The sequence below is a fragment of the Polaromonas sp. genome (assembly GCF_018780625.1).
Classification (GTDB): Bacteria; Pseudomonadota; Gammaproteobacteria; order Burkholderiales; family Burkholderiaceae_C; genus Polaromonas.
Map to the genome: position 1 here is coordinate 28,639 of NZ_JADMJK010000046.1, position 24,517 is coordinate 53,155.

Genomic DNA, 24,517 nt, shown 5'->3' on the forward strand with positions numbered 1-24,517 from the left:
ACCAATCTAAGTAGGGCTGTAATTTAGCAAATTAAGGGAGTCGGCCTGCATCAAATGAGCGGCTGGCTGACTTTAATGGCAACTGTCGTCTTCAGGTGATGTCGCAAGGACAGCCCGGCGGTTAGCCCGCCGAGCGCGACGCCGGCCCACATGTCCACGGCAACATGCTGGCGTGTGGCCAAAGTGGAATAGACGATGCCGATACACCACAGGCCATTGATCGAGAGTATCCACCACGGCCCCCCCAGCCGACGCAGCAAGTGATGTAACCAGATGCCAGAAAAAACGGCTGTGGCCACATGTAGGGAAGGGAAGGCATTGCCCGAGGCGTCCATGTTCTTAAGAAACAGCATCTCCGGATACCGGGCCCAGTCGATATCGGCCACTGGTGCCGTTGTGGGCCAGAAATAAAAAACAGTCAGCCCTGCGAGGCAGGTCAGGGCGGCTGCCATCCCGTAGCGATAGAGTTCGCCTCGTGTGGCAAGAAATATGGGGGGTAGTGAGACATAGACCCACAGCGACAGGTACACCGGCAAGGCCAGCGGTTGAAAGTCGATCAGGCTGTCCAGCAAGGTGGTTGGCATCACCGTGATCGGGTAGGCCGGATTTTTGAGTACGTAGAAATAAGCGAAGAAAAACAGGCTGATGAAGAGTGTCGTGCCGATACTCTTCAGATAGATATGTTTGGGAATGAGCTTTGCAGCTTGCCGATACCATGGCTCGGCATCAACTCGCCTGGCGTTCATGAAAGCGCCTGCCGCAAGGTCACGGTGCGCAATTGTGCGGCCGCAGCGGACTCCAGTAAAGCCGGCAGCACTTCGAGAATGACCGGGATGCCTCCGGCTGTGCGCGCTGCATTGCCATCGTGAAGCAGCAAAATGGCGCCCGCGTGCAGGCCCCGCAATAGCTTGTTTTTTACGCGTCCAGCGTCGCCGACCCGGGTATCGAAGCCACGAACCGACCAACTTGCGAGGGTGAGCCCGAGTCGATGAAGCACCGGGTCGAGAAAAGGGTTGCGCAAGCCGGCGGGGGCGCGAAAGAACAGGGGGCGCTGACCGGAAATGGACGTGAACGTGTCCTGGGCGGCCTGCAATTCACGCCTCATGGCGCGCGGCCCCATCAGCGAGAAATGGTGCCAATGATGCTGGCTATGGTTTTCGACGGCATGGCCGCGGCGAACGATCTCCCGGCACAAATCGGGATACCGGGCAGCTTTCTCGCCGATACAAAAAAAGGTGGCCTGCGCCGCATACCGATCCAGGATATCGAGCAGTTGCGGAGTGACAGCCGGGTCGGGGCCGTCATCAATGGTCAGGGCAATTTCATTTCTGGCGGTTGCGGCGGCGGGCAGCCGGGTCCAGTTCGGTCCCAGCCAGTGGCTGCGCGGCCACAGGCCCATGCCGGCTATCAGCAGGTGATTGATAAGGACCGCCGCGAGCACCCAGCGCCATTGCCCGGGTAGCGCGATGACGGTGAGGAATGCCAGCACATGCAGGGCCACAGAGGCGCGTATCAGCAGCGTGGGTTGCCAGCGTGACTCAGGCATTGGCTTGCCTGGAAAAAATGGCTGAATACATCAGCGCCAGTATGACGCCCGGTGCCACGGTGGCGCCCATGGCCTGCAATATGGAGACATTGGAAAATGCCAGCAGACCAAAACCTGCAACGGTGGTGAGGTTGGCAAACAACATCGAGACCAGCGTACGGGGCGCGATCGGTGTGCGCGGATCAGGCCGGTCAAAGAACAGCGCGTAATTGGAGCCGATAGCGACCACCAGCAAAAAACCGACCAGGTGCAGAATAATCAATTGCTGTCCGAAAACAGCCAATCCCGCCATGACGGTAATGACTGCGGCGACGATCGGAACGACGATCCGGAGCACACGCATGGGCGAGCGAAAAACCAGCAACAGCAGTGCAACGATGGCAATCACTCCGCCTAGCGACAGCAGGACGACTTCATGCAGGTAGCCGGAGTACAGGCGATCTGATTCGGCTTTCATGTCGACAAACAGAACGTCGGGCAAACCGCTTGCATGCAATGCTGCGCGAATACGACCGGCATTGATGTCGATTCCTTCGGGTGCGGTCAGCGGTAACAAGGCGCGCCATTGCTTATCCTGCTGTATGAGCAGGGCGTCTATCGCCATGGCCATGGAGGTCTTCTCGACGTCGACTGCCTGCAGCAGAGGCTGGCTGCGGGCGGCGGCGACATCCGCCAGAAACGGCGTAAACAGGTTTGCCCGCACCGGCAGGCCCTGAACCGCTTTTGCAAGCTGTGTTTCGAGCTGGGCGGGTGTTGGCAGACTGGCCTGGCGTGCGCGCTGCGTCTCGGCGCTTGGAAGGTAACGGCCAGGGCTCTCGAATCTGGCCAGTTCTCCCTGGTCGACATGCACTTGCAGCAGTGTTGAGACTTGCTCGGAAGAGCGCAATACAGCTTCCCGGCTGGTGCCGGATACCACCACCAGATAGCGCACATCGGGTGCGCCCATATCGGCGCGCAGGCGCTCATCGAGCGCTACATCGGCTTGCGATACCGGGCTCAAGGACGATATCTTGTCATTCAGCAAGCTGGCGCGGTTATTGACCAGGACGATGCACGCCGCCAGCAACAGCATGGCCGCCGGCCAGCGCAGCGACGCGGCGCGCCCTGCCAGTTGGGCCAGTACGCGTCCAATGGCCGATACATCATGGATTCGAAACTTCGCCGGCAGCAGATGCGGCAGCACGAAACGTGTGACGGTGGCGGCGCTGACCAACCCGGCAATCGAATACAGGCCGAGTTGTGCCAGCCCCGGAAAGCCGGACAACAGCAGTGAAGCAAAACCGAATATAGACGTCAGAACGCCGAGCCGGATCGTGGGCCAGAAGCGCTTGATCCAGTTTTGCTGGTCTGCGCCATCCTGTTCGGATTGCACGAACAGGTAGATGGAATAATCCACCGCCTCGCCGATCAACGCAGTGCCAAATCCGAGGGTGATGCCATGCACCGACCCAAAGCCCAGGCTGACGGCGGCGATGCCTGCCAGAACGCCGCTGATGACCGGCAAATAGCCCAGGGCAAGTGCAGTGAAGGAACGATAAACCAGCAGTAAAAGCGTCGCAATGAGGACGACGCTGATGATGGAGAGGCGGCTAACCTGACTTTTGATGGTGTCCCGCGAGGTCACCGAAAACACGCCGGGCCCTGTCATCACCAGTTTGGCGCCAGGGCTTGCGGCGGCTGCCGTGTCAAACGCTTGCTGGATGGACGCCATGGCGCGCTGCTGGGCGTCTGTATCGGAGCCTGCGGCGCGCGTTTGTATCAGCATCAAGGCACGCGCGCCGTCGCGTGAGGCCCATGCGCCATCCACCAGATGGGGGCGACTGCCGCTGTTGAACTGGTCAAGCAGTTGCATCATCTCGCCGGTCGGATCGCGTGGCAGCATGGATTTGACCAGCAGGCCGGCAGGCGAGGCGAGCAGATCGATACTGTCGCTCAGGGCGGCATGCAGGCCTTCTTCCGTGAAGCGCGCGGGTGTGACTGCAGGGCTCAACAGGTAGCGGTTGTTGAACAGGAAAGCGCGGTCGCGCTCGGTGTTGACGGGTTCGCCATTGTTGATGGTGACGAAAGCCGGATCGGCGCGCAGGCGCTGGGCGACCTGCCTGGAAATTCCGGCACGCGCGGGTGCATCTGCGCCTTCAATGCCCACCAGAATAAGGCGTGAAGTCAATCCCTCCTTCAACTGATCCATCAGCAATTGCTGTTCGGGTGTGGGATTGCTCGGCAAAAATGCCGACAGGTCCGTGGTGAAGTGGCTGCGGCTGATGATGACGCTGCACGCCAGCAGGAACGCCAGCCACAGCGCGATAGCGGTCATGCCCCGGCGGCGCATTGGCGTCATCACGGTGTTGCCGATTTTTCGATGGTCATCAGGGAGCTGTCACCGTCGGCCTGGGTAATTTCAATGCTGCGGACCTGGTCGCGCACACCGGTGATGCTGATGCGCTTGATGACGGCCAGCATTTTTTCATTCAGCGGCAGCAGTTGCAGCGTCCAGTGCTCGGCTGTGCCTTCCAGGCTCAGTCGGTAGCTGCGTTCCAGTGCCTTGCGGTCGCCAGCCAGGGTGCCGCGAATACTGTCGATGAAGGCGGCCAGTTCCGGGTAAGCCTGTAACTGCAGGCGGTGTTTTTGCTGCCCGCGTTCAATAAACAACTCCCCGCCGTTGATCACCATGGATTCGGGTTTGGGTTTGATTGTGCGTTTTTCGAGCCCGTCCGGCGCGGTGTAAACAAGCTCCCCCGATGACTCGACGGGTTTGTCGAGCATGGCTATATATTTTTTTTCGACGAAGGTGGTGTGGCCGGACTTGTTTTGTGCCAGCGTATCCATCAGCTGCTGGAGGTCCCAGGCGGCGAAGGCTGACTGTCCTATTGCGGCCAGCAACAAGCCAATCGCCAGGGATGCCGGGGAGCGCGCCCAGCGGATCGCAAATATCGGGTGGTGAAGGAAGGGCATCATGGTGTCAGGTGATTTCTGCGGAGTGTCCTGCTTTTCGCGGCATGGGGGCGCGCCAAAAGTCAAAAAAATTGAACCAGTTGTAGGGGGCGACGTAACAGTATTGCGCCATCAGTGCAGCATAACGGCTCATGGCTGCCTCAACCGCCAGGGTACGACCGCGCGGCGGGAGTGCCGAAAAATCGGCCAGGGTCTCAAAGTGAATGTCGTAGCGGTTGCCGCTGCGGTACAAGCCTGTCATGAAGACGACGGGTCGCTTCAGGATGGCGGCCATGCGAAAGGGACCTAGCGGCAGTTCGGCCGTATCGCCCAGAAACTCAACGGGACGCGTGTCGTCGCTGCCAAGCGAACGGTCGGCCAGCATGCCGACTACGGTGCCTTGGGCCAGCAGTTCATGCACCTGGATCATCGAGTCAATGTGACCGAGGGCAATGATGTCCTGCTGCGCTTTCGGGTTGATGGCGCACAGTGCCGCATTGATCTTGCGCGCATTTTCTTCGTACATCACCATCGCCACGCGCAGCCCGGGTTGCCTGCGGCCAATGGCCCGCAGCACTTCGAAGCTGCCCATGTGGGCACCGATCAGGAACACGCCCTGGCCATCGGCCACGATCTTGTCGATAAGCGCCTGGTTGTGAACGCGAATATCGAACAGATCAAAGCGGTCGTTGAGCAGATAAACACGGTCGTGGATGGCCGACGCGAAACTCAGGAAATGCCGGAACAGATGTCGCCAGCCAACGGCTGCAGCCGATGGCAGCTTGAGCACACGGCGCAGATAATTGCGGGAGGTGCGGCGGGCCGCAGGTGCAAAGGCCAGAAAGTAGGCCGCAATCCCGTACAGGACAATGCGGCTCGCGCTTCGGCCCAGGCGCAACGAGATCCAGGTCATCACCCGCAGCATGAACAGGTTGCTGCGCTCAGGATTTTGTTGCCATTGAGCGCTTCCCATTGCCGCGGTATCGCCTTCCTTTTTCATGGCGCCGGTGCCAACACCAGCGTGCCCGTGGCCACTTTTCGGCTTCCGCTTGAAATGTCAAAGCGCATGCTGCCCGAGGCCGAGGTGGTGCAGGAAATAGTCAAGGTCTCGCCCGGACTGACCGGACTGAGGAATTTGGCAGCGCTGATCTGGCAGATATCTTTTGCGCCGTCTTCGCCTCTGTCGCTGGATGAGGAAGCGTGCATGGCCTGCCGCGCGGTGTGAACAGCGGCGTCGAGCAACAGCACGCCGGGAAAAATCGGCCTTCCCGGAAAATGCCCGGCAAAAGCCGGATGGTCCGGCGCAATGAAGAGCGTTGCTTCACTTTGCATGGGCTACCTTTTTACGGTGCTCGCGCGCCAGCGCCTGAAGCGTTTCCCGGGGTAGTTTGCCGGTGCTGTTGCGTGGCAGTGATTCCAGCAGCACCAATGGCCTCGGGATGAAAACGGCGTCAATACGCTCGCGCAGGGCCGCCAGCAGCGCGGGCGCCGTCATGTGGGGGGCTACTGCAAAGGCCGTCAGGCGCGTCACCGTGACATCCTCCTCCTCGTCTGGCATAAAAAACGCGCCATCGATCACGCCCGCTACGGCGTTGAGCTGATGGTTCAGGTAGCCGAGCGAGCTGCGTTTGCCCGCGATGTTGATCAGATCGGCGGTGCGGCCATGCAGAAGAAAGTGCTCGCCATCCAGCAGTTCGAGTTCGTCTCCCAGGGGTGTGGCCTGCTCAAGGTGACCGCCCGAAGCCCAGACGCGGCCCTGCGTGGAACTGAGCATGATTTCCGGGAAAAGCGTCCACTCGGTGGCTTGCGTCGTGCGGCGGTAGGCTATCTGGCCCGTTTCGGTCGAACCGTAAATCTCAAAAACCGGTGCCTGCAAGCGCGCCTCGGCAGCCGTTGCCAACTGGGGCGACAAGGGCGCGGTCGCCGAAAGAACCAGATCGGGCAAGGGAATGTCCAGGCCCGATGCCAGCAACACCTTCAGGTGCACCGGGGTGGTGACCAGCATACGGGGGCGGGGCGCCTCCGCCAGTGTTGAGCAGATGTCGGCCGGGTAAAACGGATGCGCCACGCACATGGCAGCACCGCTTTGCAGGGCAATCAGCACCGAGGATTCAAAGCCAAACATGTGCTGCGGCGGCACCGTGGCCACGATGCTGTGGCGCTGCCCGTCGAGCAGACCCAGGCGGCCCGCTTCAGCGCGCACACTATGAACCAGTCCGCCCCAGCTTTTGCGGTGCGCCACAGGTGCGCCGGTCGAGCCCGAAGTGAACACGATGGCGGCCGTGCGTGAGCCGGAAATCTCTGGAATGTCCAGGTTTTCAGTTTGCTTGCCAGCCCTGGCCGGGGAGGGCGCTGTCAAGGTGTCCACCCATGAAAATTGAGGCAGGGCGATGGCTTGCGGCTGGTCCGTCAGGCAAAACACATCGGGTGCAAAGTCCTTGACCTGACGCACCATCTCCGGCGTGAGCGTGGGTGGCAGCAGGCTGATCTTGTCGGCCAGCAGGGCCGCGGCCATGCCGACGGCAAACCTGTAACGGTCACTGCAGACATTGAGCACATGCTTGCCCGCTGGCAATGCGGCTGCAAGTTGCCGGACGTCCGCCAGAAAATGCGCCGCAGTAATGGGCTGGTCAGGGCCGTAGGCGATGACGTCCTGGGCATGCGCATGCGTGATGAGCGGAAAGGTGATCATGGGTGGCTGCCAGGCTGCGCAGAGCCCTCTGTTGAAGCCTTTCGGTAGGCGCGAATGGACTCCAGCGGCCCGGCCCGTTCGGCCGCCGGCAGCAGGTAACAACGCGCAGCATATTCCCCCATGAACATCAGCACCAGCAAGGGAATGCCCAGGAGGTAGGCAAACGCCGACCAGACGTTAACGGGGGCCAGCCAGAACAGCAGCAGGGAGATGCCCGCAATACCGCCAAAATACAGGGTCCAGGCCCAAGTGGCAGATCGTGTGTAACGGATGAGCGCGGTCGACATGCCGCCATGCACGATATGGGCAAAGCGCGAAATCATCGGGGTTTCGCCGTGGCGCAAGCTCAGGCCGAAAGTGGCGCAGAGCATTAAATAGGTGCCGGCATGCTCCAGCAGGAAAACCCAGTTGTAATGGGCAATCAGCCAGTTCTTGCTGCCATAGAGCAGGGCACAGACCACCAGCCAGAGGGTCAGCATGCGCGCGCGCCGGACCGAGCGCCAGGCCAGCAGGAATGACAGCACCAGCATGGGCGTCACGGCGACCAGGGCACCCAGGAGCGCATGCGTTGTCGACGTGGCGGTGAAATGGGAAAGCACCGCGTAACCAACGGCCAGAAGGCCGATAAATCCCCAGCGACAGGCTTGGAGCAACCGCGTCGCCAGCTGGCTTGTCACTTGGTACGTTGCGCCGCGATATGGTCGCTCAGGCTGCGCAGCGAATGAAAAATGGCGTGGTTGTCGTCATGGTCTGCGCGGAGCTGAAGGCCATAGCGTTTGGAGACCACGAGCGCAATTTCAAGAATATCGATGGAGTCAAGGCCCAGTCCGTCGCCATACAGTGGCTCGTCCGCCTGCACGTTGGCGGCAGCAACTTCCAGGTTCAGGGCGCTCACCACCAGTTCGGCGACTTCAAGCAGCAGGGCCGCGTCAGCCGGTGTGGACAAAGCTTGGAGGGGCAGTTCGGACATAGAAGAGGATCGCTCAATAGTGGGTAAATGGCAGATTGCCCAACTTCAGCGCAGGTGCGCCAAAGCTTGTGATTTTAGCCGAGGCGTTTCCAAAACGGAGCTTGCAGGGAGGCGGTTGAACCGCCAACGCCGGCTTAGACAGGGGCGTCCGGGGTGCTGGTGTCGCGTGCAACCGCCGGCTGGATTCGTTTTGCCTTGAGCTTGGGTTTTTCGCTGGCTGCAGAGGCTGTTTTGGGGCCGCCGTCGGTGCTTTCGTCCGCGCTGGCTTGCGTTCGTGAATCCTGCAGGGCCTGGCGTACGGTGGCCTTGTCGCCCGCACCGGCGAACTTGCTGTATTTACCCAGCGTGGCTACCAACTGGCCGTAAATGCGCGGGTTGCCGGCCACGCATTCGCCCTGGTCCAGGAATTCGGACTCGCCGGTGAAGTTTCCGATCAGGCCGCCCGCCTCGGTGATCAGCAGCGAGCCCGCAGCCACGTCCCAGGGCTGGAGTCCGGTTTCAAAAAAGCCGTCGCTGTGGCCTGCCGCCACATAGGCCAGGTCAAGGGCTGCAGCACCCGGGCGGCGAACGCCCGCGCACTGGCTCATGACTTCGCCGAGCATGTTGAGGTAGGGTTTGAGCTTGTCACCGGGGCGGTAGGGAAAGCCGGTGGAAATCAGGCATTCCTGCAGGCGGGCGCGCTTGCCGACGCGGATGCGGCGGTCGTTGACGTAGGCGCCGCGGCCTTTGCTGGCGCTGTAGATGTCGTTGCGGGTGGGGTCGTAGACCACGGCCTGCTCGACCTTGCCGCGCACGGCCAGTGCAATGCTGACGCAGTAAAACGGAAAGCCGTGGATAAAGTTGGTGGTGCCGTCCAGCGGGTCGATGATCCACACGAATTCGGAGTCCTTGGCGCCGTGTTCGGAGCCCGACTCTTCGGCCAGAATACCGTGGCCGGGGTAGGCGGTCAGCAGCGTTTCGATGATCGCGGCCTCGGCGGCATGGTCCACTTCGGTGACGAAGTCGTTGGTCTGCTTGGCTGAAACGCGGACCGCCTCAACATCAAGTGCAGCGCGGTTGATGAGGGCGCCGGCGGCGCGCGCAGCCTTGACGGCCACGTTGAGCATGGGGTGTAGATTGCTGGACATAGAGGGTATGAAAGAGCGGGCAGGGGCTGCAAACCGGTAACCGGGGGCAGGCGACAATAGATTCATTTTACCGGCTTCCCCTCCGAGTCAAGCGTAATTGCCGCGAAACTTGGGGTGCGGGCAGCGCCTGAGGCCTTTTTTATCCATGAAAACCCGCTTTATTCTGATCAACACCAGCCACGCCGGCAATGTGGGCGGCACGGCCCGCGCCATGAAAACCATGGGCTTTGACGACCTGGTGCTGGTCGCACCGCGTTGGGCCAATGTGCTCAGGCGCGAAGAAACCATTCAGCGGGCCAGCGGCGCGCTCGACGTATTGAACAATGCGCGGATTGTTGAAACACTGGATGAAGCGCTGGACGGCGTGGCGCATTTGTGCGCCACCGCCATGACGCCGCGCGACTTCGGCCCGCCCACCCGCTCGCCGCGTGCTCATTTTGCCGAATTGCTGGGTGTGCCTGATTTACTATTAAAAAAAGAGCATATTGAATCCGTAGAACAAGGGCTAAAGCCGGATTCAATTGCTTTTTTATTCGGTTCCGAGCGTTTTGGCATGCAAAACGAAGATGTGTACCGCTGCCATGTGGCCCTGAGCATTCCGAGCGACCCGCAGTTTGGCTCGCTCAACCTGGCCGCTGCGGTGCAGCTGATTGCCTACGACTGGCGCGAGGCGCTGGGCGGCTTTGCGGTGCAGTCGGCCACGGCCGAGCCCCAGCTGGCGGATGCTGCCGCCGTGGCGGGCATGCTCCGGCACTGGGAAGAGGCGCTGACCGACATCGGTTTTCTGGACCCGGCATCGCCCAAAAAACTCATGCCGCGCCTGAATCAGCTCTTTAACCGCGCACAACTTAGCCCAGAGGAAATCCACATCCTGCGCGGCGTGGCCAAGGCCATGTCGCAAAAAGCTTTGCGCGCGGCGGGCAAAACGTCCGCGTAAGCGAACCCGCCAGCCGAACAGTAGACTCCTTCCATGTTTTCCAGAATCCGCTCCGACATTCATTGCATCCTTGAACGCGACCCCGCCGCGCGCACCGCCTGGGAGGTGCTGACCTGCTACCCCGGCCTGCATGCGCTGATCCTGTACCGCCGCGCGCACTGGTGCTGGAACCACGGCTTCAAGTGGCTGGGTCGCTTTATCTCGCACCTGGCGCGCGGGCTGACGGGCATTGAAATCCACCCTGGCGCCAAAATTGGCCGGTGCGTGTTTTTTGACCACGCGATGGGCGTGGTGGTGGGCGAAACCGCCGAAATTGGCGATGGCTGCACGATTTACCAGGGCGTGACCCTGGGTGGCACGTCTCTCTACAAGGGCACCAAGCGCCACCCGACGCTGGGCCGGGGTGTGGTGGTGGGCGCGGGCGCGCAGGTGCTGGGCGGCTTCACGGTGGGCGACGGCGCGCGGATTGGCTCTAACGCCGTGGTGGTCAAGCCGGTTCCTGCGGGCGCCACGGCGGTGGGCAACCCGGCCCGTGTGATTGAGGCCGGTGCCGACGTGAAGCGCGAGCAGACGGCCAGCCAGATGGGATTTTCAGCCTACGGCATCTCGCAAGGCGACGATCCGCTGTCGCTGGCGATGCGCGGCCTGATTGACAACGCCGCCGGGCAAGAGCACCAGATTGCCCTGCTCTGGCAGGCGATTGAAAAGCTGTCGTGCCTGCCCAACAGCACCACCCATGACTGCGTGCCCAAGGATGCGGCACTACAGGAAACCTTTGAAGCCGACAAGCTGAACCAGCTGGTGGGCAAGTAGGCGCTTCAGGCGCTGGGTGCTATTGAATATTTGGCCCCGGATGGCTTGCGGGCGGCGATGCCGTTACTTGGCGGGCGTCGCGGCGGGGGCGGCCGCTTTTTCTGCCGCGGCCTTCTTTGCCGCAGCCTTTTCTTTTTCTTCGGGGGTTGCAGGCGCGGCCATCGCGTTGCCAGCCATGGAACCAACAACCGCACCGACGGCAACCGCACCCATGGTGCCCATCATGCCGGACCCCGCTGCTGCAGGTGCTGCTGCAGCGGCAGGTGCCGGAGCCGCGGCTGCAGGTGCTTTGGCGGGGGCCGCCGTGGCCGGCTTGGCCTTAAAGCCGCCACCCATGCGTTTGGCGTGCGCCAGCGAAGGCAGGGTCAAAGAGGCCACAGCCAAGGCAATGATGGAAAGGCTGGTTCGGAAAGAAGCGTGCATGTGTTGACTCAGGTAAAAAACCAAACAGAAGATGCCAGTGCCTTGCGGTCTGGCCTTTCCCCCTGTATTCATCGCTACGAATACGGGGCGTTGGCTTTTATACCGCGCGAATGGCGTGTTTGGGCCTAAAAGCCTTGCAAACCAACGGGTCGGTTTCAAGGTAAGGCCCGCCTATCAGGTCGATGCAGTAGGGCACAGCGGCAAAGATGCCGGGCATGACGGACTCGCCCGCCTCGTTTCGCAGCCCTTCCAGCGTTTCGGCAATGGCCTTGGGCTGGCCGGGCAGGTTCAGGATCAGGCTCTGGTCGCGAATCACGGCAATCTGGCGCGACAGGATGGCGGTTGGCACAAATTTCAGGCTGATCTGCCGCATCTGCTCGCCAAAACCCGGCATTTCCTTGTGCGCCACGGCCCGCGTGGCCTCGGGCGTCACGTCGCGCAGCGCCGGGCCGGTGCCGCCCGTGGTCAGCACCAGGCAGCAGCCGGCATCGACCAGCTCGATCAGCGTGGCACTGATGCCCGCCTGCTCGTCCGGAATCAGCCGTTCTTCAAAGGTGACCGGGTTGCGCAGCGCGCGTGTCAGCCAGTCCTTCAGGGCGGGCAGGCCTTTGTCCTCGTAGATGCCTGCCGAGGCGCGGTCGCTGACCGACACGATGCCCACCTTGATGGCGTCGCACGGGGTGCTCATGCCTCGGGCTCCTGCTTCATCGTCTGCTTGACCAGCTGGAAAATCTCGCGATAAGACTTGCCGTGGCGCGGTGCCTCGCCTGGTGTCTCGGGCTTGGCAATGTCCTTGCGGGCCTGGCGGATCAGGGCGCGCAGCTGCTGCGAATCGGTGCCGGGGTATTGCGTGATCCACTGGCCCAGCGCGTCGTCCGAGGCGATCAGCTTGTCGCGCCACTGCTCTGCCAGGTGCAGGGCCAGCGTCAGGTCGGCCGAGCCGTTGGCCTGCTCGTCAATGGCGGCGCGGATCGGTTCCGTGTCCAGCGGGCGCATCAGCTTTCCGATGAATTGCATTTGCCGGCGCCGGCCCTCGAAGTTGGTGATGCGTTTGGCTTGAGCCAGCGCGTCGAGCAGCTTGTCGGGCAGGTCCAGGCGCGCCATCAGGTCGGCGCGCAGGGTCAGCAGCGCCTCGCCGAGCGCCTGCTTCTCGTCGGCCTCGGCCTTGAGCTGGGTTTTGCTGGGCGGTCCCACTTCTTCGAGTGCGATTTCTTCGGGTTTCACGAAGCGGCCGTTGGACCAGTAGCCTTTGATGGGGCTCTTGATAGCCTTGGTAGTCTTGATGTTCATAGCAGTCAGTATCATAGCGACCCATATGACTCAAAAATCACCTGCTCGTTCAGTCAAGAATTCTTCTCGCGCAAAGACCCCCCAGCCCGAGGCGGGTTTCAGCTACCATCGCGACTTTTTTGAGGGCCTGGTCGACAAAGCCCTGGCCCACGCCAAAAAGCTGGGCGCCACCAACGCGGCAGCCGAAGCGTCCGAGGGCAGCGGCCTGTCGGTCAGCGTGCGCAAGGGTGAACTGGAAACCGTGGAGCGCAACCGCGACAAGTCGCTGGGCGTGACGGTCTACATCGGCAAAAAGCGCGGCAACGCGGCCACCAGCGATTTTTCCAAAGCCGCGATTGAGCAAACCGTGAAGGCGGCCTACGACATTGCCCGCTTCACGGCAGAAGACGAGACCTCGGGCCTGCCCGACGAGCAGGACATTGCTCACGAGCACCCGGAACTCGACCTGTTCCACCCCTGGGCCATCACGTCGGAAGAAGCGGCCCAGATGGCGCTGAAGTGCGAAGCCGCTGCCACCGCTACCTCCCGCCTGATCACCAACAGCGAAGGGGCGGGCGTATCAGCCCAGCAAAGCCATTTTTTCAGCGCCCACACCCAGGGCTTTCGCGGCGGCTACTCGGCTTCGCGCCACAGCATTTCCGTGGCGCCCATTGCCGGCAAGGGGAGCCACATGCAGCGTGATGCCTGGTACAGCTCGATGCGCGATGCCGCTGACCTTGCCAGCCCTGAAGCGGTCGGCCGCTATGCCGCCGAGCGCGCGCTGGCCCGCCTGAAAGGCCGGAAAATCCCGACCACCGAGTGCCCGGTGCTGTTTGAGTCGCCGCTGGCGTCAGGCCTGCTGGGCGGCTTCGTGCAGGCCATCAGCGGCGGGGCGCTGTACCGCAAGAGCACGTTTTTGCTCAACAGTCTGGGCAAGCAGGCGTTTCGCAAGCACATCGACATTTTTGAGGACCCGCACGTGCGCAAGGGCAAGGGCAGCGCGCCGTTTGATGAAGAAGGCGTGAAAACCAGTGCGCGCAAGGTGGTGGATGCGGGACGGGTCGAGGGCTATTTCCTGAGTACTTATTCAGCCCGCAAGCTGGGCATGCGAACCACCGGCAATGCCGGTGGTTCGCACAACCTGACACTCACCAGCCGGCACACCCGCGCGGGCGACGATCTGGACGCCATGCTGCGCAAGCTGGGCCGGGGGCTGTTTGTGACGGAATTGATGGGGCAGGGCGTGAACTACGTGACGGGTGATTACTCCCGCGGCGCCTCGGGCTTTTGGGTCGAAAACGGCCAGATCGCGTTTCCGGTCGAAGAGATCACCATTGCGGGCAACCTCAAGAACATGCTGATGGGCATAGAGGCCGTGGGCGCCGATGCCTACAACTACGGCGCCAAGACGGTGGGCTCGATTCTGGTGAACCGGATGAAAGTTGCCGGCACCTGAGATTTGAGATTGCCGGCTGTTTTCAGGCGCTATGGCACCAAAGCACATCTTCAGGAAATAATCCGGGGCGGTTGAAGTTTCCTGTTGAACTGTAAGTGCATGTTTTTATTGTCAACAGTTTTCAGGTAAAAAAATTAAGCTCTTTCTGCCCATATTGGCGAGCAGAGGGAGTTTTAATTGGCGATAAAGCACATACTGGCCGCAAATCTTGCCGGCTTTTTTTCAATGATTTGCATGGCGCAGCCGGGCGATCAGGCGCTCGACGTCTGGCAGGCCGCGCCAGCCAAGTTGGCGGCTGAAGCTTATTTCACCAACTTGCAGGACAACGCGAAGATCGAAACCCCCTTTCGTGCCACTTTTGGCCTTACCAGTGGCTGGGGGCTGGCTCCTATCAGTGCACCCATGGGGGGAAAGAGCGGCCACCATCATCTGCTGGTCAACCGCGATCTCCCGCTCGACTTCAAGAAGGCCTTGCCTTTTAACGACCAGTACATTCACTTTGGCAAAGGCCAGATGGAAACGGTGCTGACGCTGGAGCCCGGCACCTATACCCTGCGTTTGCTGCTGGCTGACGACAAGCACCTGCCGCATTTCGTGTTCAGCAAGCCCATCAAGGTCACGGTCACGGGGAAAAACAAGAACCTTGATCCAAAGACCCTGGTCACCAAGGGAATCAGTCTTCCGAACCTGGCGCCCGATGCCAGGCTCAAGCCACCGTTTACCGTGCAATTTCAGGCGTCAGGGCTCAACGTGGCCCATCTGAGCCAGAAGGAAAAGGACACGGGGCACTTCAGGCTGACGGTGACGCCCAAAAGTGGCGGCAAGCCGGTCGAGATGGATTTCGCCAACGGCCAGACCGAGGCCCGGCTGGCGCCGCCATCGGGTGCTTATGTCCTGAAGCTCGATTTCATGGACAACCTCAATCCGGGGAAAACGATGGCTGAGGCGGTCTCCACGTCGGTGCGCGTGGAGTAAACCGGGATTAACCCGCCAGGGCGGCTTTTACCGCTGCTGACACCTGGCCCATGTCGGCCTTACCCGCCAATTGGGCTTTCACCGCGCCCATCAGCTTGCCCATGTCGGCCGGGCCTACCGCGCGGCCCAGTTCAGCGGCCAGTGCCGCGGCGATGGTCTTGACTTCAGCCGTGACTTCCTCTGCGCTCAGGCGGGCAGGGAGGTAGGCCTGCAGCACCAGCAACTCGGCGGCTTCCTTGTCGGCCAGGTCCTTGCGCTCGGCTTTTTCAAACGCCTCGATTGAATCCTTGCGCTGCTTGATCAGCTTGTCGACGATGGCGACCACCGCCACATCGTCGAGCACCACGCGTTCATCGATTTCTTTTTGCTTGATGGCGGCCAGCAGCAGGCGGATGGTGCCCAGGCGCTCGCTGTCTTTGGCGCGCATGGCGTTCTTCATGTCTTCGGTGATTTGTTCTTTGAGTGACATTGCAGGCTCCTGAAAAAGCGGGGTGGATCGTGTGGATGGGCTGAAAAATGAAAAAGCCCGCAGAGCGTCCTCTTGCGGGCTTGTGAGCTGCCTGCCAAAAGGCAAGGGAAGCTGGTACCGATTAGTACAGTTTCTTGGGCAACTGCATGGCGCGAATGCGCTTGTAGTTGCGCTTGACGGCAGCAGCCTTCTTGCGCTTGCGCTCGGCGGTTGGCTTTTCGTAGAACTCGCGGGCACGCAGGTCGGTCAGCAGACCGAGTTTTTCGATGGTGCGTTTGAAGCGGCGCAGCGCGACGTCGAAGGGTTCGTTATCTTTTACGCGAATGGTGGTCATTGATGAGTTGATCCGAAATATGCACCGTGAGTGATCTGATCAGGATCAGGTCTGGTGCGGGTTTGCTAGCAAAGCCTAAGATTATAGCAGTCCGTAAAACGGTGCTTGACATAGATCATACAGGCCGCGCAAAATGCCGCGCCGCCAGCGCTTGTGCGCACGCAAATCCTGACGCCCAGGCCCACTGAAAGTTGTAGCCGCCCAGCCAGCCGGTGACGTCAACGACTTCCCCGATGAAGTACAGGCCCGCTTGCCTGGACTCCATGGTTTGGGACGACAAGTCCCGGGTGTCGACGCCGCCCAAAGTGACTTCGGCCTTCTTGTAGCCTTCCGATCCGGTGGGCGTCAGTTCCCAGTCGGCCAGGCGCTGCGCCAGGTCTAGCAGGGCCTTGTCGGTGGCGTCGCTGATGGGGCGCTGCAGGGCCGGGTCCTGGCTGACCCAGGCGTCCGCCAGGCGGCTGGGCACCAGGCTGGCCAGTTCGTTGGCAATCAGTTTTTTGGAGGTGGCCTTGGCGCGCAGCAGCAGGGCGGGCAAATCCACGCCCGGCGTCAGGTTGACGCGAATCGGCTGGCCTTCGCGCCAGAAGCTGGAGATTTGCAGCACCGCCGGGCCGCTCAGGCCCCGGTGCGTGAACAGCAGGTCTTCCGAGAACACCGTAGCCTTTTTGCGCTGTTTGGCGCTGGCATCGGCCGGTGTGCTTTCAATTTGCACCGGCAGCGCCAGGCCGCTTAGTTGCGCATAAGGGGCCCAGGCTTCGCCGTCAAAAGTCAGCGGCACCAGCGCGGCGCGCGGCTCAATCAGGCGCAGGCCGAACTGCCTGGCGATGCGGTAGCCAAAGTCGGTGGCGCCGATTTTCGGGATCGACAGCCCGCCGGTGGCAATCACCACCTGCTGCGCTTCAATCTGCCCCCGGTCGCTTTCGATCTGGTAGCCGTCGGCGCCGTCAGGGCCGCCCGTGATGCGCTTGATGCTGCAAGGCTGCCAGCGCGTGACCTCACCCCTGGCGCACTCGGCCAGCAGCAGGTTGATGATGTCTTCGGCCGAACGGTCGCAAAAAAGCTGGCCCTTGTGCTTCTCGTGAAACGGCACGTCGTAGCGCTGCAGCAGGCCCATGAAGTCTTGCGGGGTGTAGCGCGACAGGGCTGAGCGGCAAAAGTGCGGGTTCTCGCTCAGGAAGTTGGCCGGACCCACGTCCCGGTTGGTGAAGTTGCAGCGGCCGCCGCCCGAGATGCGGATTTTTTCAGCCACCTTCTCGCTGTGGTCCAGCAGCAATACCTTCAGGCCCCGCTGGCCAGCCTGGCCGGCGCAAAACAGGCCGGCGGCACCGGCACCCACCACTACGACATCAAATTTATGCGTCAAATCAACCTCTGGTCCATACAAGACGAGCATGAGCAGCTATAAAAAGCATAGTGCTTCAACCGGGGCCCGGGAGCCGCGTCTTTTTGAACGTGGAAGTGTAGCCGCGCCGCTCAGGCGGCGCGAACCGTTGCCGGGTGCGCGGCAGCCAGCGCCAGGCTGCCGATCACGTCGCCCACCACGATGATGGATGGGCTGGCCAGGCCACCCGCCTGAATCGCGTCGGCCAGCGCACCCAGCGTGGTGGTGATGTGGCGCTGCGTGGGCAGCGATGCGTTCTGGATCACGGCTACCGGCGTGGCTGCAGGCAGGCCGGTCAGCAGCTCGGTCTGGATGCGCCCGGCGCCGCTGACACCCATGTAGATCACCAGCGTCAGGCGGGCGCTGTGGGCGGTTGCCGCCAGCGCGGGCCAGTCCGTGCCCGCGTCGCCGGGCTTGGCGTGGCCGGTGACAAACACCACGCCGTGCGCATGTTCGCGGTGCGTCAGCGGCACGCCCAGCGAGGTCACGGCGGCCAGCCCGGCCGTGATGCCGTTGACGACCTCGACGTCCACCCCGGCGGCGCGCAGGTGCTCGACTTCCTCGCCGCCCCGGCCAAAAATGAAGGGGTCACCGCCCTTGAGCCGCACGACGTTTTCGCCTTCGCGGGCGGCCATGAGCATGAGCTTTTCAATGAAGGCCTGCGGCGTGGACTTGCAGCCGCCGCGTTTGCCGACATGCACGATGCGGGCGTCCGGCGCGGCAAACGCCACGATCTCGTCGCTGACCAGGTCGTCGACGAACAGCACGGTGGCGCGCTGGATGGCCTTGAGCGCCTTGAGGGTGAGCAGTTCCGGGTCGCCGGGGCCTGCGCCCACCAGCGTGCATTTTCCGTTCGTGCCTGGGATGTCTTTGCCGTTGTTCATAATTCCTGGACCAGATGCAAGATGTGTTCCACCTGCCGCGCAATCGACGCGGGCACGGGCCGCTCACCCGCCATGACCGACCTAATATAGGCCGCCGTGCCGGCTGCGTCCACCGATTGCGGTAGATCCGGTAGCGAGGCCAGCGTTCCGCTCTGCGCCTCCTGCAGCAGCCGGCGCTGCCCGTTCACGAAGGCTTCCATTTTGGGCGTGCGGCGCGCGTCGGCCACCACTTCGCCTTCGGTGCCGCGCAGCAGCAGCGCGTTGGCGTGGGTCAGCTCAAAGGTTTGCGCCATGGAAAGCGCGTATTCCGGATGGGTGTAGCTGCTGAGCACCAGGCTTTTGCCTTGGCACGGGTTCATGATCTTGACCAGGCTGTGCGCCGGGTTGCGCAGCCCGACCACGCGCCGCACATCGAGCAGGCGCTTGAGCGCCGGGCACAGCAGCTCGGTCGGCACAAACGCAAGCGCGCCGGGAGCTATGGCTTTAATAGCTGTCTGCGCAGGCATACCAAGCGCCAGCAGCACTTCTGATACAAAAAGCCGGGTCGATTCGGTGGGCGTTCCATGAATCACCACCGGCAGCCCTTCGCGGGCCAGCAGCAGCGCCAGCAGCGGCGTGAGCAGCGGCAGTTTGCGCGCGCCGTTGTAGCTCGGAAGCACCACGATGGGGCGGGCGCTGGCGGGCAGGCGGTTCATGCGCTGTTCCACGGCGTCCAGAAAGCCCGCCATCTCTTCGGGCGTTTCCCCCTTGATGCGCATGGCCAGGCAAAAAGCGCCCACTTCCAGGTCGGTCACGGTGCCGTCCAGCACCTGGCCCAGCAAGTCGGCGGCCTGCGCGCGGGGCAGGGGGCGCGCGCCGTCTTTGCCGCGCCCGATTTCCTTGATGTAGTGGCTGATGCTCATTTTGGCGATTGTCCGCGAATGCAGATAACTGCTTGTTATGAGCTTAAGCCCGCGGCTGGATGGGAATGACGCGGCGCGGCGGCAGCGTTTGCGCCGACTGGGCGCTGGGCGCAGAACGCACCCGGCGTTTGAGCTCGGGCACGCACGAACCGCACTGGGTGCCGCATTTCAGGGTTTGCTGCAGCGACGCCAGCCGCTGCTCGTCCGTGCCGAGGTAGCCCATCGTGCTGCCGCCTTCGCGCACCAGCGACAGATGCTGGTCAATCGCCAGGTCGGTCACGTTGAGGCAGCTGCACACCACCGTGCCGCGCGACTGCACGGCCACCGGCGGTTTGGCGCCCGGCAGCAGTAGCATGCGGCCGTAGGCCTGCGCGGGAAGCTCGTCCTTCAACAAGGTGCTGATCCAGGCCTCTGCGCTGGTGTCGCCCGCGAGCAGGAAGCCGGCCAAGGTGGTCTGCTCGCCGGCCCGCACCAGCCGTGCCGTGCGGCGCTGGCCCTTTTTCCTGTCGGCGTAGCGCAGGGTGTCCGCGCCGCCCAGGCCCAGGGCGCGCTCCAGCGTGGCCAGCAGGTCGTCGGCCGGCGCTTCGTGGCCCGCCGCGCGAAACAGCACGCCCGTGCGCTCGCCGCTGCGGTCGGCCAGCGGGGTGTTGTTTGAAAACGGCACGCAGCTGGCAAAGGGAAACGCCGCCATCAACGGTTTGAGCTGTTCGCGGGCCGCCAGCGCCTCGCCTTCGGGCAGCCAGGCCATGGCCAGCAGCGACCACGGCAACTCGGCTTTCAGGATCTTGACTGCCGCATGCTTGAGTTCGGGTTGCTTCGAACTCGGGCAAAAGGCCGAGGTGGTGAGCGCGTTGACGCCCGCCAGCGGCGCGCCGCTGCTGGACTGGCCGCTTAAATATTCGCCGCCCCAGTGCATCGCCATGAAGGCCTGGCTCATGCCGACCTCGGGTGAGGCCTGCACCGGCACCACGATGGAGCCGCGTTTGGACGTGACATGCACCAGGTCGCCCTCCAAGAGCTGCCGCCTGGCCATGTCCTGCGCGTTCATCTGGAGCGCGGGCTCGGCCACATGGCCAAACAGCCGGCCCAGCGTGCCGGTGCGGCTCATGCCATGCCACTGGTCGCGCAGGCGGCCGGTGGTCAGCGAAAACGGAAAGCGCGATTCGCGCGGCTCGGCCACGGGCTTGTAGACGGTGTTGACGAAGCGGGCTTTGCCGTCCGGCGTGGGGAAAATGCCGTCTTCATAAAGCCTGACCTTGCCGGTGGTCTCGCCTTCCTTGAGTGGCCATTGCTGCGGCGCCTCTTCCAGCAGGGCATAGCGCATGCCGGTAATGTCCAGGTCGCGGCCGCGTGTTGATTCACGGTGCTCGTTCCAGATGGCTTCGGCGCTTGCGTAATGGAACAGGGTGTTGCTCCTTCCCCCTTTGGGGGAAGGCTGGGATGGGGGCTGGCTGGCCGTGTTGGCGGTGCTGCCCCCACCCCGGCCCTCCCCCAGAGGGGGAGGGAGTAAAGCCTCCAGCCGCTGCGCAAACGCCGTGGCAATCGACCAGTCGTGGCGCGTTTCGCCGGGCGCGGCCACCGCCGGCCGCACCCGGCTGATGCGGCGTTCGCTGTTGGTCACGGTGCCGGTCTTTTCGCCCCAGGTAGTGGCGGGCAGCAGCAGGTCGGCAAAATCGCAGGTGGCGGTGGTGGCAAACGCTTCCTGCACGATCACCAGTTCGGCACGTTCGAGCGCGCGGCGCACCAAGGCCTGGTCGGGCATGGACTGTGCCGGGTTGGTGCAGGTAATCCAGAGCGCCTTGATCTCGCCGTCGGCGGCGGCCTGGAACATTTCAACGGCAGTCTTGCCCGGCGTTGAGGGCACGCTGGGCACGCCCCAGAGCGCGGCGACTTCGGCGCGGTGCGCCGGGTTGTCCAGGTCGCGGTGGCCGCTCATCAGGTTGGCCATGCCGCCGACTTCACGACCGCCCATGGCATTGGGCTGGCCGGTCAGTGAAAACGGCCCGGCGCCCGGTTTTCCGATCTGCGCGGTGGCCAGGTGCAGGTTGATCAGCGCGGCGTTTTTGGCGGTGCCGCTGCTGGACTGGTTCAGGCCCTGGCAGTACAGGCTCAGCGTGGCGCTCGACGTGGCAAACAGCCGGGCGGCGGTGAACAGGTCTTCTTTTTTCAGGCCGCAGGTGTTGGCCACCAGGTCCGGCGTGTAGTCGCGCACGGTGGCTTTCAGGGCTTCAAAGCCGCTGGTGTGGGCGGCGATGTAGGCGTTGTCGGTCCAGCCTTCCCACAGCATGATGTGCAGCAGGCCGTTAAACAGCGACACATCGGTGCCCGGCAAGATGGGCAGGTAGAGGTCGGCGATTTCGGCGGTGTCGGTGCGGCGCGGGTCGCAAAAAATGATTTTGAGCGCGGGGTTGGCGGCCTTGGCGTCTTCAATGCGCCTGAAAAGTATCGGGTGCGCGGTGGCCGTGTTGCTGCCAACAATGAAGATGCACTGCGCATGCTTCACGTCGTCGTAGCAGGTCGGCGGCGCGTCTGCTCCAAAAGTCTGCTTGTAGCCGGCCACGGCGCTGCTCATGCACAGGCGCGAGTTGCTGTCGATGTTGTTGGTGCCAATCAGGCCCTTGGCCAGCTTGTTGAAGACGTAATAGTCCTCGGTCAGCAGTTGGCCAGAAATGTAAAAACCCACGGCATCGGGGCCGTGCGCACCGATGATGCGGGCAAAGCTTGCGCTGGCAAAACCCAGTGCGCTGTCCCAGCTGATGCGCTGGGCCGCATCGCGGCGGCGCAGGCGCTGCATCGGGTGCAGCAGCCGGGTGTGCTGCGTGACGGCGCTGGACGCGGTCAGCGCCAGCGTCGAGCCCTTGGTGCACAGCCGACCGAAGTTGGCCGGGTGATCCGGGTCGCCCCTGACGCCGGTGATCTGGCCAGCCTGCGATTGAATCATCACGCCGCAGCCGACGCCGCAATAAGGGCAGGTGGATCGGGTTTCAGTCATGGGGGCTCCAGTGGGCGAGGGTACTTTCACGCGCTCTGCGGCGCCTGCACGGCACAGTTCTGGCCGCCCGGCCCGGCCCGGGGCGCCTGCAGATCAAGCGCCAGCGTGGCCAGCTCGACGGCATCCAGAAACACCTCGCCGGCATCGACCTTGCAGGAAAATTTGGGTGTGCAGCCTTCATCGGGCGCCTTGGCGCAGCCGTCGGCCAGGCCTATGGTCATGTTGTGCAGCGGACAGGCCACGGTTTCGCCAAACACCATGCCCTGGCTCAGCGGACCGCCCTTGTGCGGGCAGCGGTCGAGCAGGGCGAAGACCTTGTCTTCGCTGCTGCGAAACACAGCCACGGCGATGCCCTGCAATCGCGCGACCCGGCGCGCGCCCAGCACCGGAATGTCATTGACCAGGCAGATTTTTTTCCATTCGTTCATGTCGGTTCTCCACTTTTCCGGTTATCCAAGAATGCGCGCGTACAGGCTGGTCACGCGGTCCATCACCTGCAGCAGGTTTTCGCTGGTCACAAACACATCGGAGGCGGCCTTGGCACTGCTGACCCGCGCCTTCAGGGCATTGTCAAAAAACAGCCACTGGGTATCGGCCAGCGCCAGCGCCTGCTTGACCTCGGCGGTGGCCTCCGGGGCGTTGCGCAGCAGTTCCAGTGCCGGAATGAATTCATCCCTGGCCTTGGTGATTTCCTGCTGGCTGGCCAGGCTGTCCACATTCCAGGCGCTGGCCAGGTAAAACTGGGCCATGCGCTGCGACAGCATGCGCTGCCGGCCGGCCACATTGACCAGCTTGGCGCCGGGCTTGCCCGATTGCTGCTCGTACAGCCCCGTGCCTTTGTGCGCCAGGGCCAGCACCTTGCCGGCCTGGTCCAGTAGCGGCTTGCCCTGGCCTTGCGACGGCGCGGCGCCCACCAGCAAGGCTTTGTAGCCTGACCAGGCCGACTCCAGCTGCACATAGGTGTCGCGGGTGTCGCCAGCTGGCGCAAAAGCCTTGAGTTCGGTCAGCTGGCGGTCAAACAGCGCCATCGACTGGTCCAGCACGCGGCGTGCCGATTCCACCTCGACGCCCTGGCCCAGCCCCATCCAGGCCTTGCCCATGCGCTGGGACAGCATGCGCTGGCGGCCGGCCTTGTTGATGGCGTCGCCCAGGTTGCTCACTTGCGCCTGGCTGCCGGCGGCGGCCAGGGCCAGGGTGGCGGCGCAAAAGCGGCGGCGGGAAAAGGCTGGGGCAAAGGTCGTGGTCATCATGGGCTCCTCAAGCGGAAATCAGGCTGAAATGGCGGAGAACTGGCGGGTGTCGACGGCGGCTTCCTTGAAGTCAAACCACGGATCGGGCTCGCCGTCGAGCGCAAACTGCAGCCGCTCCCACAGTGCCTTGCGGCCGTCATGGTCCTCCAGGATTTTTTTCTTCACGTAGTCCAGGCCCACGCGGTTGACGAAGTGCACGGTGCGCTCCAGGTACCAGCCTTCCTGGCGGTACAGCTCGCAAAACGCGCCGGTATATTCCAGCACTTCGGCCGCCGTCTTGACCTTGACGAAAAAGTGCGCCACCTCGGTCTTGATGCCGCCGTTGCCGGCGATGTACATCTCCCAGCCGCTGTCCACGCCGATGATGCCGACGTCCTTGATGCCGGCTTCGGCGCAGTTGCGCGGGCAGCCGCTGACCGCGAACTTGACCTTGTGCGGCGCGTACATGCGCCACATCGCACGCTCCAGGTCCTTGCCCATTTGCGTGCTGTCCTGCGTGCCCATGCGGCACCATTCGCTGCCGACGCAGGTCTTGACGGTGCGCAGCGCCTTGGCGTAGGCGTGGCCGCTGGGCATGCCGATGTCTTTCCAGACGTTCACCAAGTCTTCCTTTTTGACGCCCAGCAGGTCGATGCGCTGCCCGCCCGTGACCTTGACGGTCGGAATCTGGTACTTGTCCACCGCGTCGGCGATGCGGCGCAGTTCGCTGGCCGAGGTTTCGCCGCCCCACATGCGCGGAATCACGCTGTAGGTGCCGTCTTTCTGGATGTTGGCGTGGCTGCGCTCGTTGATGTACCTGCTTTGCGGGTCGTCTTTGGCCTCTTTGGGCCAGCTGCTGGTGACGTAGTAGTTGATGGCCGGGCGGCAGCTGGAGCAGCCGTTGGGCGTGCGCCATTCCATGAATTTGTAAACGTCTGCAATGGTCAGCAGCTTGTTGTCGCGAATCGCGTCGCGCACCGCCTGGTGGCCGTGGTCGGTGCAGCTGCACAGGGCCTTGAGCTTGGGTGTGGCCGAGTAGTCGCCGCCGGCAGTGGCCATCAAGATCTGTTCCACCAGGCCGGTGCAGGAGCCGCAGCTGGCGCTGGCCTTGGTGTGCTTGCGCACCTCGTCGAGCGTGAACAGGCCTTTTTCCTTGATGGCCTTGCAGATCGTGCCTTTGTTGACGC

At 62.8% G+C, this 24,517-nt stretch carries 26 protein-coding genes; 4 read left to right on the forward strand and 22 right to left on the reverse strand.

The window, feature by feature from the left end; genetic code table 11:
* Nucleotides 1-50 precede the first annotated feature (50 nt).
* The 10 genes from IV091_RS03760 to IV091_RS03805 all read right to left on the reverse strand — a co-directional run bounded on the left by IV091_RS03760 (nt 51) and on the right by IV091_RS03805 (nt 9,266).
* Nucleotides 51-746 (reverse strand): phosphatase PAP2 family protein, encoded by a 696-nt coding sequence (locus tag IV091_RS03760; protein ID WP_293465291.1) that lies wholly within the window; start codon nt 744-746, stop codon nt 51-53.
* The gene (locus tag IV091_RS03765) at nt 743-1,546 is read right to left on the reverse strand and encodes a polysaccharide deacetylase family protein (protein WP_293465293.1); all 804 of its coding nucleotides are present in this window, start codon (nt 1,544-1,546) and stop codon (nt 743-745) included. The genes IV091_RS03760 and IV091_RS03765 overlap by 4 nt, the downstream gene beginning before the upstream one ends.
* Complete coding sequence (locus IV091_RS03770) at nt 1,539-3,875, reverse strand: MMPL family transporter (RefSeq protein ID WP_293465380.1); 2,337 nt, start codon at nt 3,873-3,875, stop codon at nt 1,539-1,541. The genes IV091_RS03765 and IV091_RS03770 overlap by 8 nt, the downstream gene beginning before the upstream one ends.
* A gap of 8 nt (nt 3,876-3,883) precedes the next feature.
* Complete coding sequence (locus IV091_RS03775; protein ID WP_293465295.1) at nt 3,884-4,501, reverse strand: LolA-related protein; 618 nt, start codon at nt 4,499-4,501, stop codon at nt 3,884-3,886.
* A 4-nt stretch (nt 4,502-4,505) separates the two neighbouring features.
* On the reverse strand, nt 4,506-5,450 hold the full coding sequence (locus IV091_RS03780; RefSeq protein ID WP_293465297.1) for an acyl-CoA synthetase: 945 nt from the start codon (nt 5,448-5,450) through the stop codon (nt 4,506-4,508).
* 23 nt (nt 5,451-5,473) lie between these two features.
* A complete protein-coding gene (locus IV091_RS03785; RefSeq protein ID WP_293465300.1) occupies nt 5,474-5,809 on the reverse strand; it encodes a 3-hydroxyacyl-ACP dehydratase in 336 nt (111 codons plus the stop codon).
* Entirely contained in the window at nt 5,799-7,169 is a 1,371-nt protein-coding gene (locus IV091_RS03790) for an AMP-binding protein (protein ID WP_293465303.1), read from the reverse strand. Before IV091_RS03790 ends, IV091_RS03785 begins: the two co-directional genes overlap by 11 nt.
* Nucleotides 7,166-7,768: a hypothetical protein gene (locus IV091_RS03795; protein ID WP_293465306.1), complete on the reverse strand. Its 603-nt coding sequence runs from the start codon at nt 7,766-7,768 to the stop codon at nt 7,166-7,168. Before IV091_RS03795 ends, IV091_RS03790 begins: the two co-directional genes overlap by 4 nt.
* 74 nt (nt 7,769-7,842) lie before the next feature.
* Nucleotides 7,843-8,139 carry a phosphopantetheine-binding protein gene (locus IV091_RS03800; protein WP_293465309.1) on the reverse strand — a complete coding sequence of 99 codons (297 nt, stop codon included), beginning with the start codon at nt 8,137-8,139 and terminating at the stop codon, nt 7,843-7,845.
* 134 nt (nt 8,140-8,273) lie between these two features.
* Nucleotides 8,274-9,266 (reverse strand): inositol monophosphatase family protein, encoded by a 993-nt coding sequence (locus tag IV091_RS03805; protein ID WP_293465312.1) that lies wholly within the window; start codon nt 9,264-9,266, stop codon nt 8,274-8,276.
* Nucleotides 9,267-9,411: 145 nt separating this feature from the next.
* Between IV091_RS03805 and IV091_RS03810 the strand changes: the two genes are divergently transcribed.
* Both IV091_RS03810 and cysE read left to right on the forward strand, forming a co-directional pair.
* A complete protein-coding gene (locus IV091_RS03810) occupies nt 9,412-10,203 on the forward strand; it encodes an RNA methyltransferase (RefSeq protein ID WP_293465315.1) in 792 nt (263 codons plus the stop codon).
* Nucleotides 10,204-10,236: 33 nt separating this feature from the next.
* Nucleotides 10,237-11,016, forward strand: coding sequence for a serine O-acetyltransferase (gene cysE / locus IV091_RS03815; RefSeq protein WP_293465318.1), 780 nt, complete (start codon nt 10,237-10,239; stop codon nt 11,014-11,016).
* Nucleotides 11,017-11,079: 63 nt separating this feature from the next.
* Here the strand turns inward: cysE and IV091_RS03820 are convergent, their stop codons facing one another.
* From IV091_RS03820 to yjgA, 3 genes are read right to left on the reverse strand one after another with little or no spacing between them, the layout of a single operon-like run.
* Nucleotides 11,080-11,598, reverse strand: a complete 519-nt coding sequence (locus IV091_RS03820) for an ABC transporter substrate-binding protein (RefSeq protein ID WP_366806976.1) — start codon at nt 11,596-11,598, stop codon at nt 11,080-11,082.
* Nucleotides 11,537-12,127, reverse strand: a complete 591-nt coding sequence (gene mog, locus IV091_RS03825; RefSeq protein ID WP_293465322.1) for a molybdopterin adenylyltransferase — start codon at nt 12,125-12,127, stop codon at nt 11,537-11,539. Before mog ends, IV091_RS03820 begins: the two co-directional genes overlap by 62 nt.
* The gene (gene yjgA / locus IV091_RS03830) at nt 12,124-12,729 is read right to left on the reverse strand and encodes a ribosome biogenesis factor YjgA (protein ID WP_293465323.1); all 606 of its coding nucleotides are present in this window, start codon (nt 12,727-12,729) and stop codon (nt 12,124-12,126) included. Before yjgA ends, mog begins: the two co-directional genes overlap by 4 nt.
* Nucleotides 12,730-12,754: 25 nt before the next feature.
* Between yjgA and pmbA the strand changes: the two genes are divergently transcribed.
* Together pmbA and IV091_RS03840 are read left to right on the forward strand one after the other, a co-directional pair.
* Nucleotides 12,755-14,164 (forward strand): metalloprotease PmbA, encoded by a 1,410-nt coding sequence (gene pmbA, locus IV091_RS03835; protein WP_293465325.1) that lies wholly within the window; start codon nt 12,755-12,757, stop codon nt 14,162-14,164.
* A 177-nt stretch (nt 14,165-14,341) separates the two neighbouring features.
* The gene (locus tag IV091_RS03840) at nt 14,342-15,139 is read left to right on the forward strand and encodes a DUF4399 domain-containing protein (RefSeq protein WP_293465327.1); all 798 of its coding nucleotides are present in this window, start codon (nt 14,342-14,344) and stop codon (nt 15,137-15,139) included.
* Nucleotides 15,140-15,146: 7 nt separating this feature from the next.
* On the opposite strand, the gene IV091_RS03845 is transcribed toward IV091_RS03840, so the two are convergent.
* The 9 genes from IV091_RS03845 to IV091_RS03885 all read right to left on the reverse strand — a co-directional run.
* Entirely contained in the window at nt 15,147-15,608 is a 462-nt protein-coding gene (locus IV091_RS03845) for a GatB/YqeY domain-containing protein (RefSeq protein ID WP_293465330.1), read from the reverse strand.
* 121 nt (nt 15,609-15,729) lie between these two features.
* A complete protein-coding gene (gene rpsU, locus IV091_RS03850) occupies nt 15,730-15,942 on the reverse strand; it encodes a 30S ribosomal protein S21 (RefSeq protein WP_011484193.1) in 213 nt (70 codons plus the stop codon).
* Nucleotides 15,943-16,057: 115 nt separating this feature from the next.
* The gene (locus IV091_RS03855) at nt 16,058-17,305 is read right to left on the reverse strand and encodes an NAD(P)/FAD-dependent oxidoreductase (RefSeq protein WP_293465356.1); all 1,248 of its coding nucleotides are present in this window, start codon (nt 17,303-17,305) and stop codon (nt 16,058-16,060) included.
* Between the two features lie 110 nt (nt 17,306-17,415).
* Nucleotides 17,416-18,207 carry a uroporphyrinogen-III C-methyltransferase gene (cobA, locus tag IV091_RS03860; protein WP_293465359.1) on the reverse strand — a complete coding sequence of 264 codons (792 nt, stop codon included), beginning with the start codon at nt 18,205-18,207 and terminating at the stop codon, nt 17,416-17,418.
* Nucleotides 18,204-19,109 (reverse strand): DNA-binding protein YbiB, encoded by a 906-nt coding sequence (gene ybiB / locus IV091_RS03865; protein ID WP_293465361.1) that lies wholly within the window; start codon nt 19,107-19,109, stop codon nt 18,204-18,206. Before ybiB ends, cobA begins: the two co-directional genes overlap by 4 nt.
* 43 nt (nt 19,110-19,152) lie before the next feature.
* Nucleotides 19,153-22,101, reverse strand: a complete 2,949-nt coding sequence (locus IV091_RS03870; protein ID WP_293465363.1) for a nitrate reductase — start codon at nt 22,099-22,101, stop codon at nt 19,153-19,155.
* Nucleotides 22,102-22,127: 26 nt separating this feature from the next.
* Nucleotides 22,128-22,529 carry a nitrite reductase small subunit NirD gene (gene nirD, locus IV091_RS03875; RefSeq protein ID WP_293465366.1) on the reverse strand — a complete coding sequence of 134 codons (402 nt, stop codon included), beginning with the start codon at nt 22,527-22,529 and terminating at the stop codon, nt 22,128-22,130.
* A gap of 21 nt (nt 22,530-22,550) precedes the next feature.
* The gene (locus tag IV091_RS03880) at nt 22,551-23,351 is read right to left on the reverse strand and encodes a type IV pili methyl-accepting chemotaxis transducer N-terminal domain-containing protein (RefSeq protein WP_293465369.1); all 801 of its coding nucleotides are present in this window, start codon (nt 23,349-23,351) and stop codon (nt 22,551-22,553) included.
* Nucleotides 23,352-23,369: 18 nt separating this feature from the next.
* Nucleotides 23,370-24,517, reverse strand: a 1,148-nt coding sequence (locus IV091_RS03885) for a (2Fe-2S)-binding protein (protein ID WP_293465372.1), incomplete at its 5' end; no start/stop codon positions are given.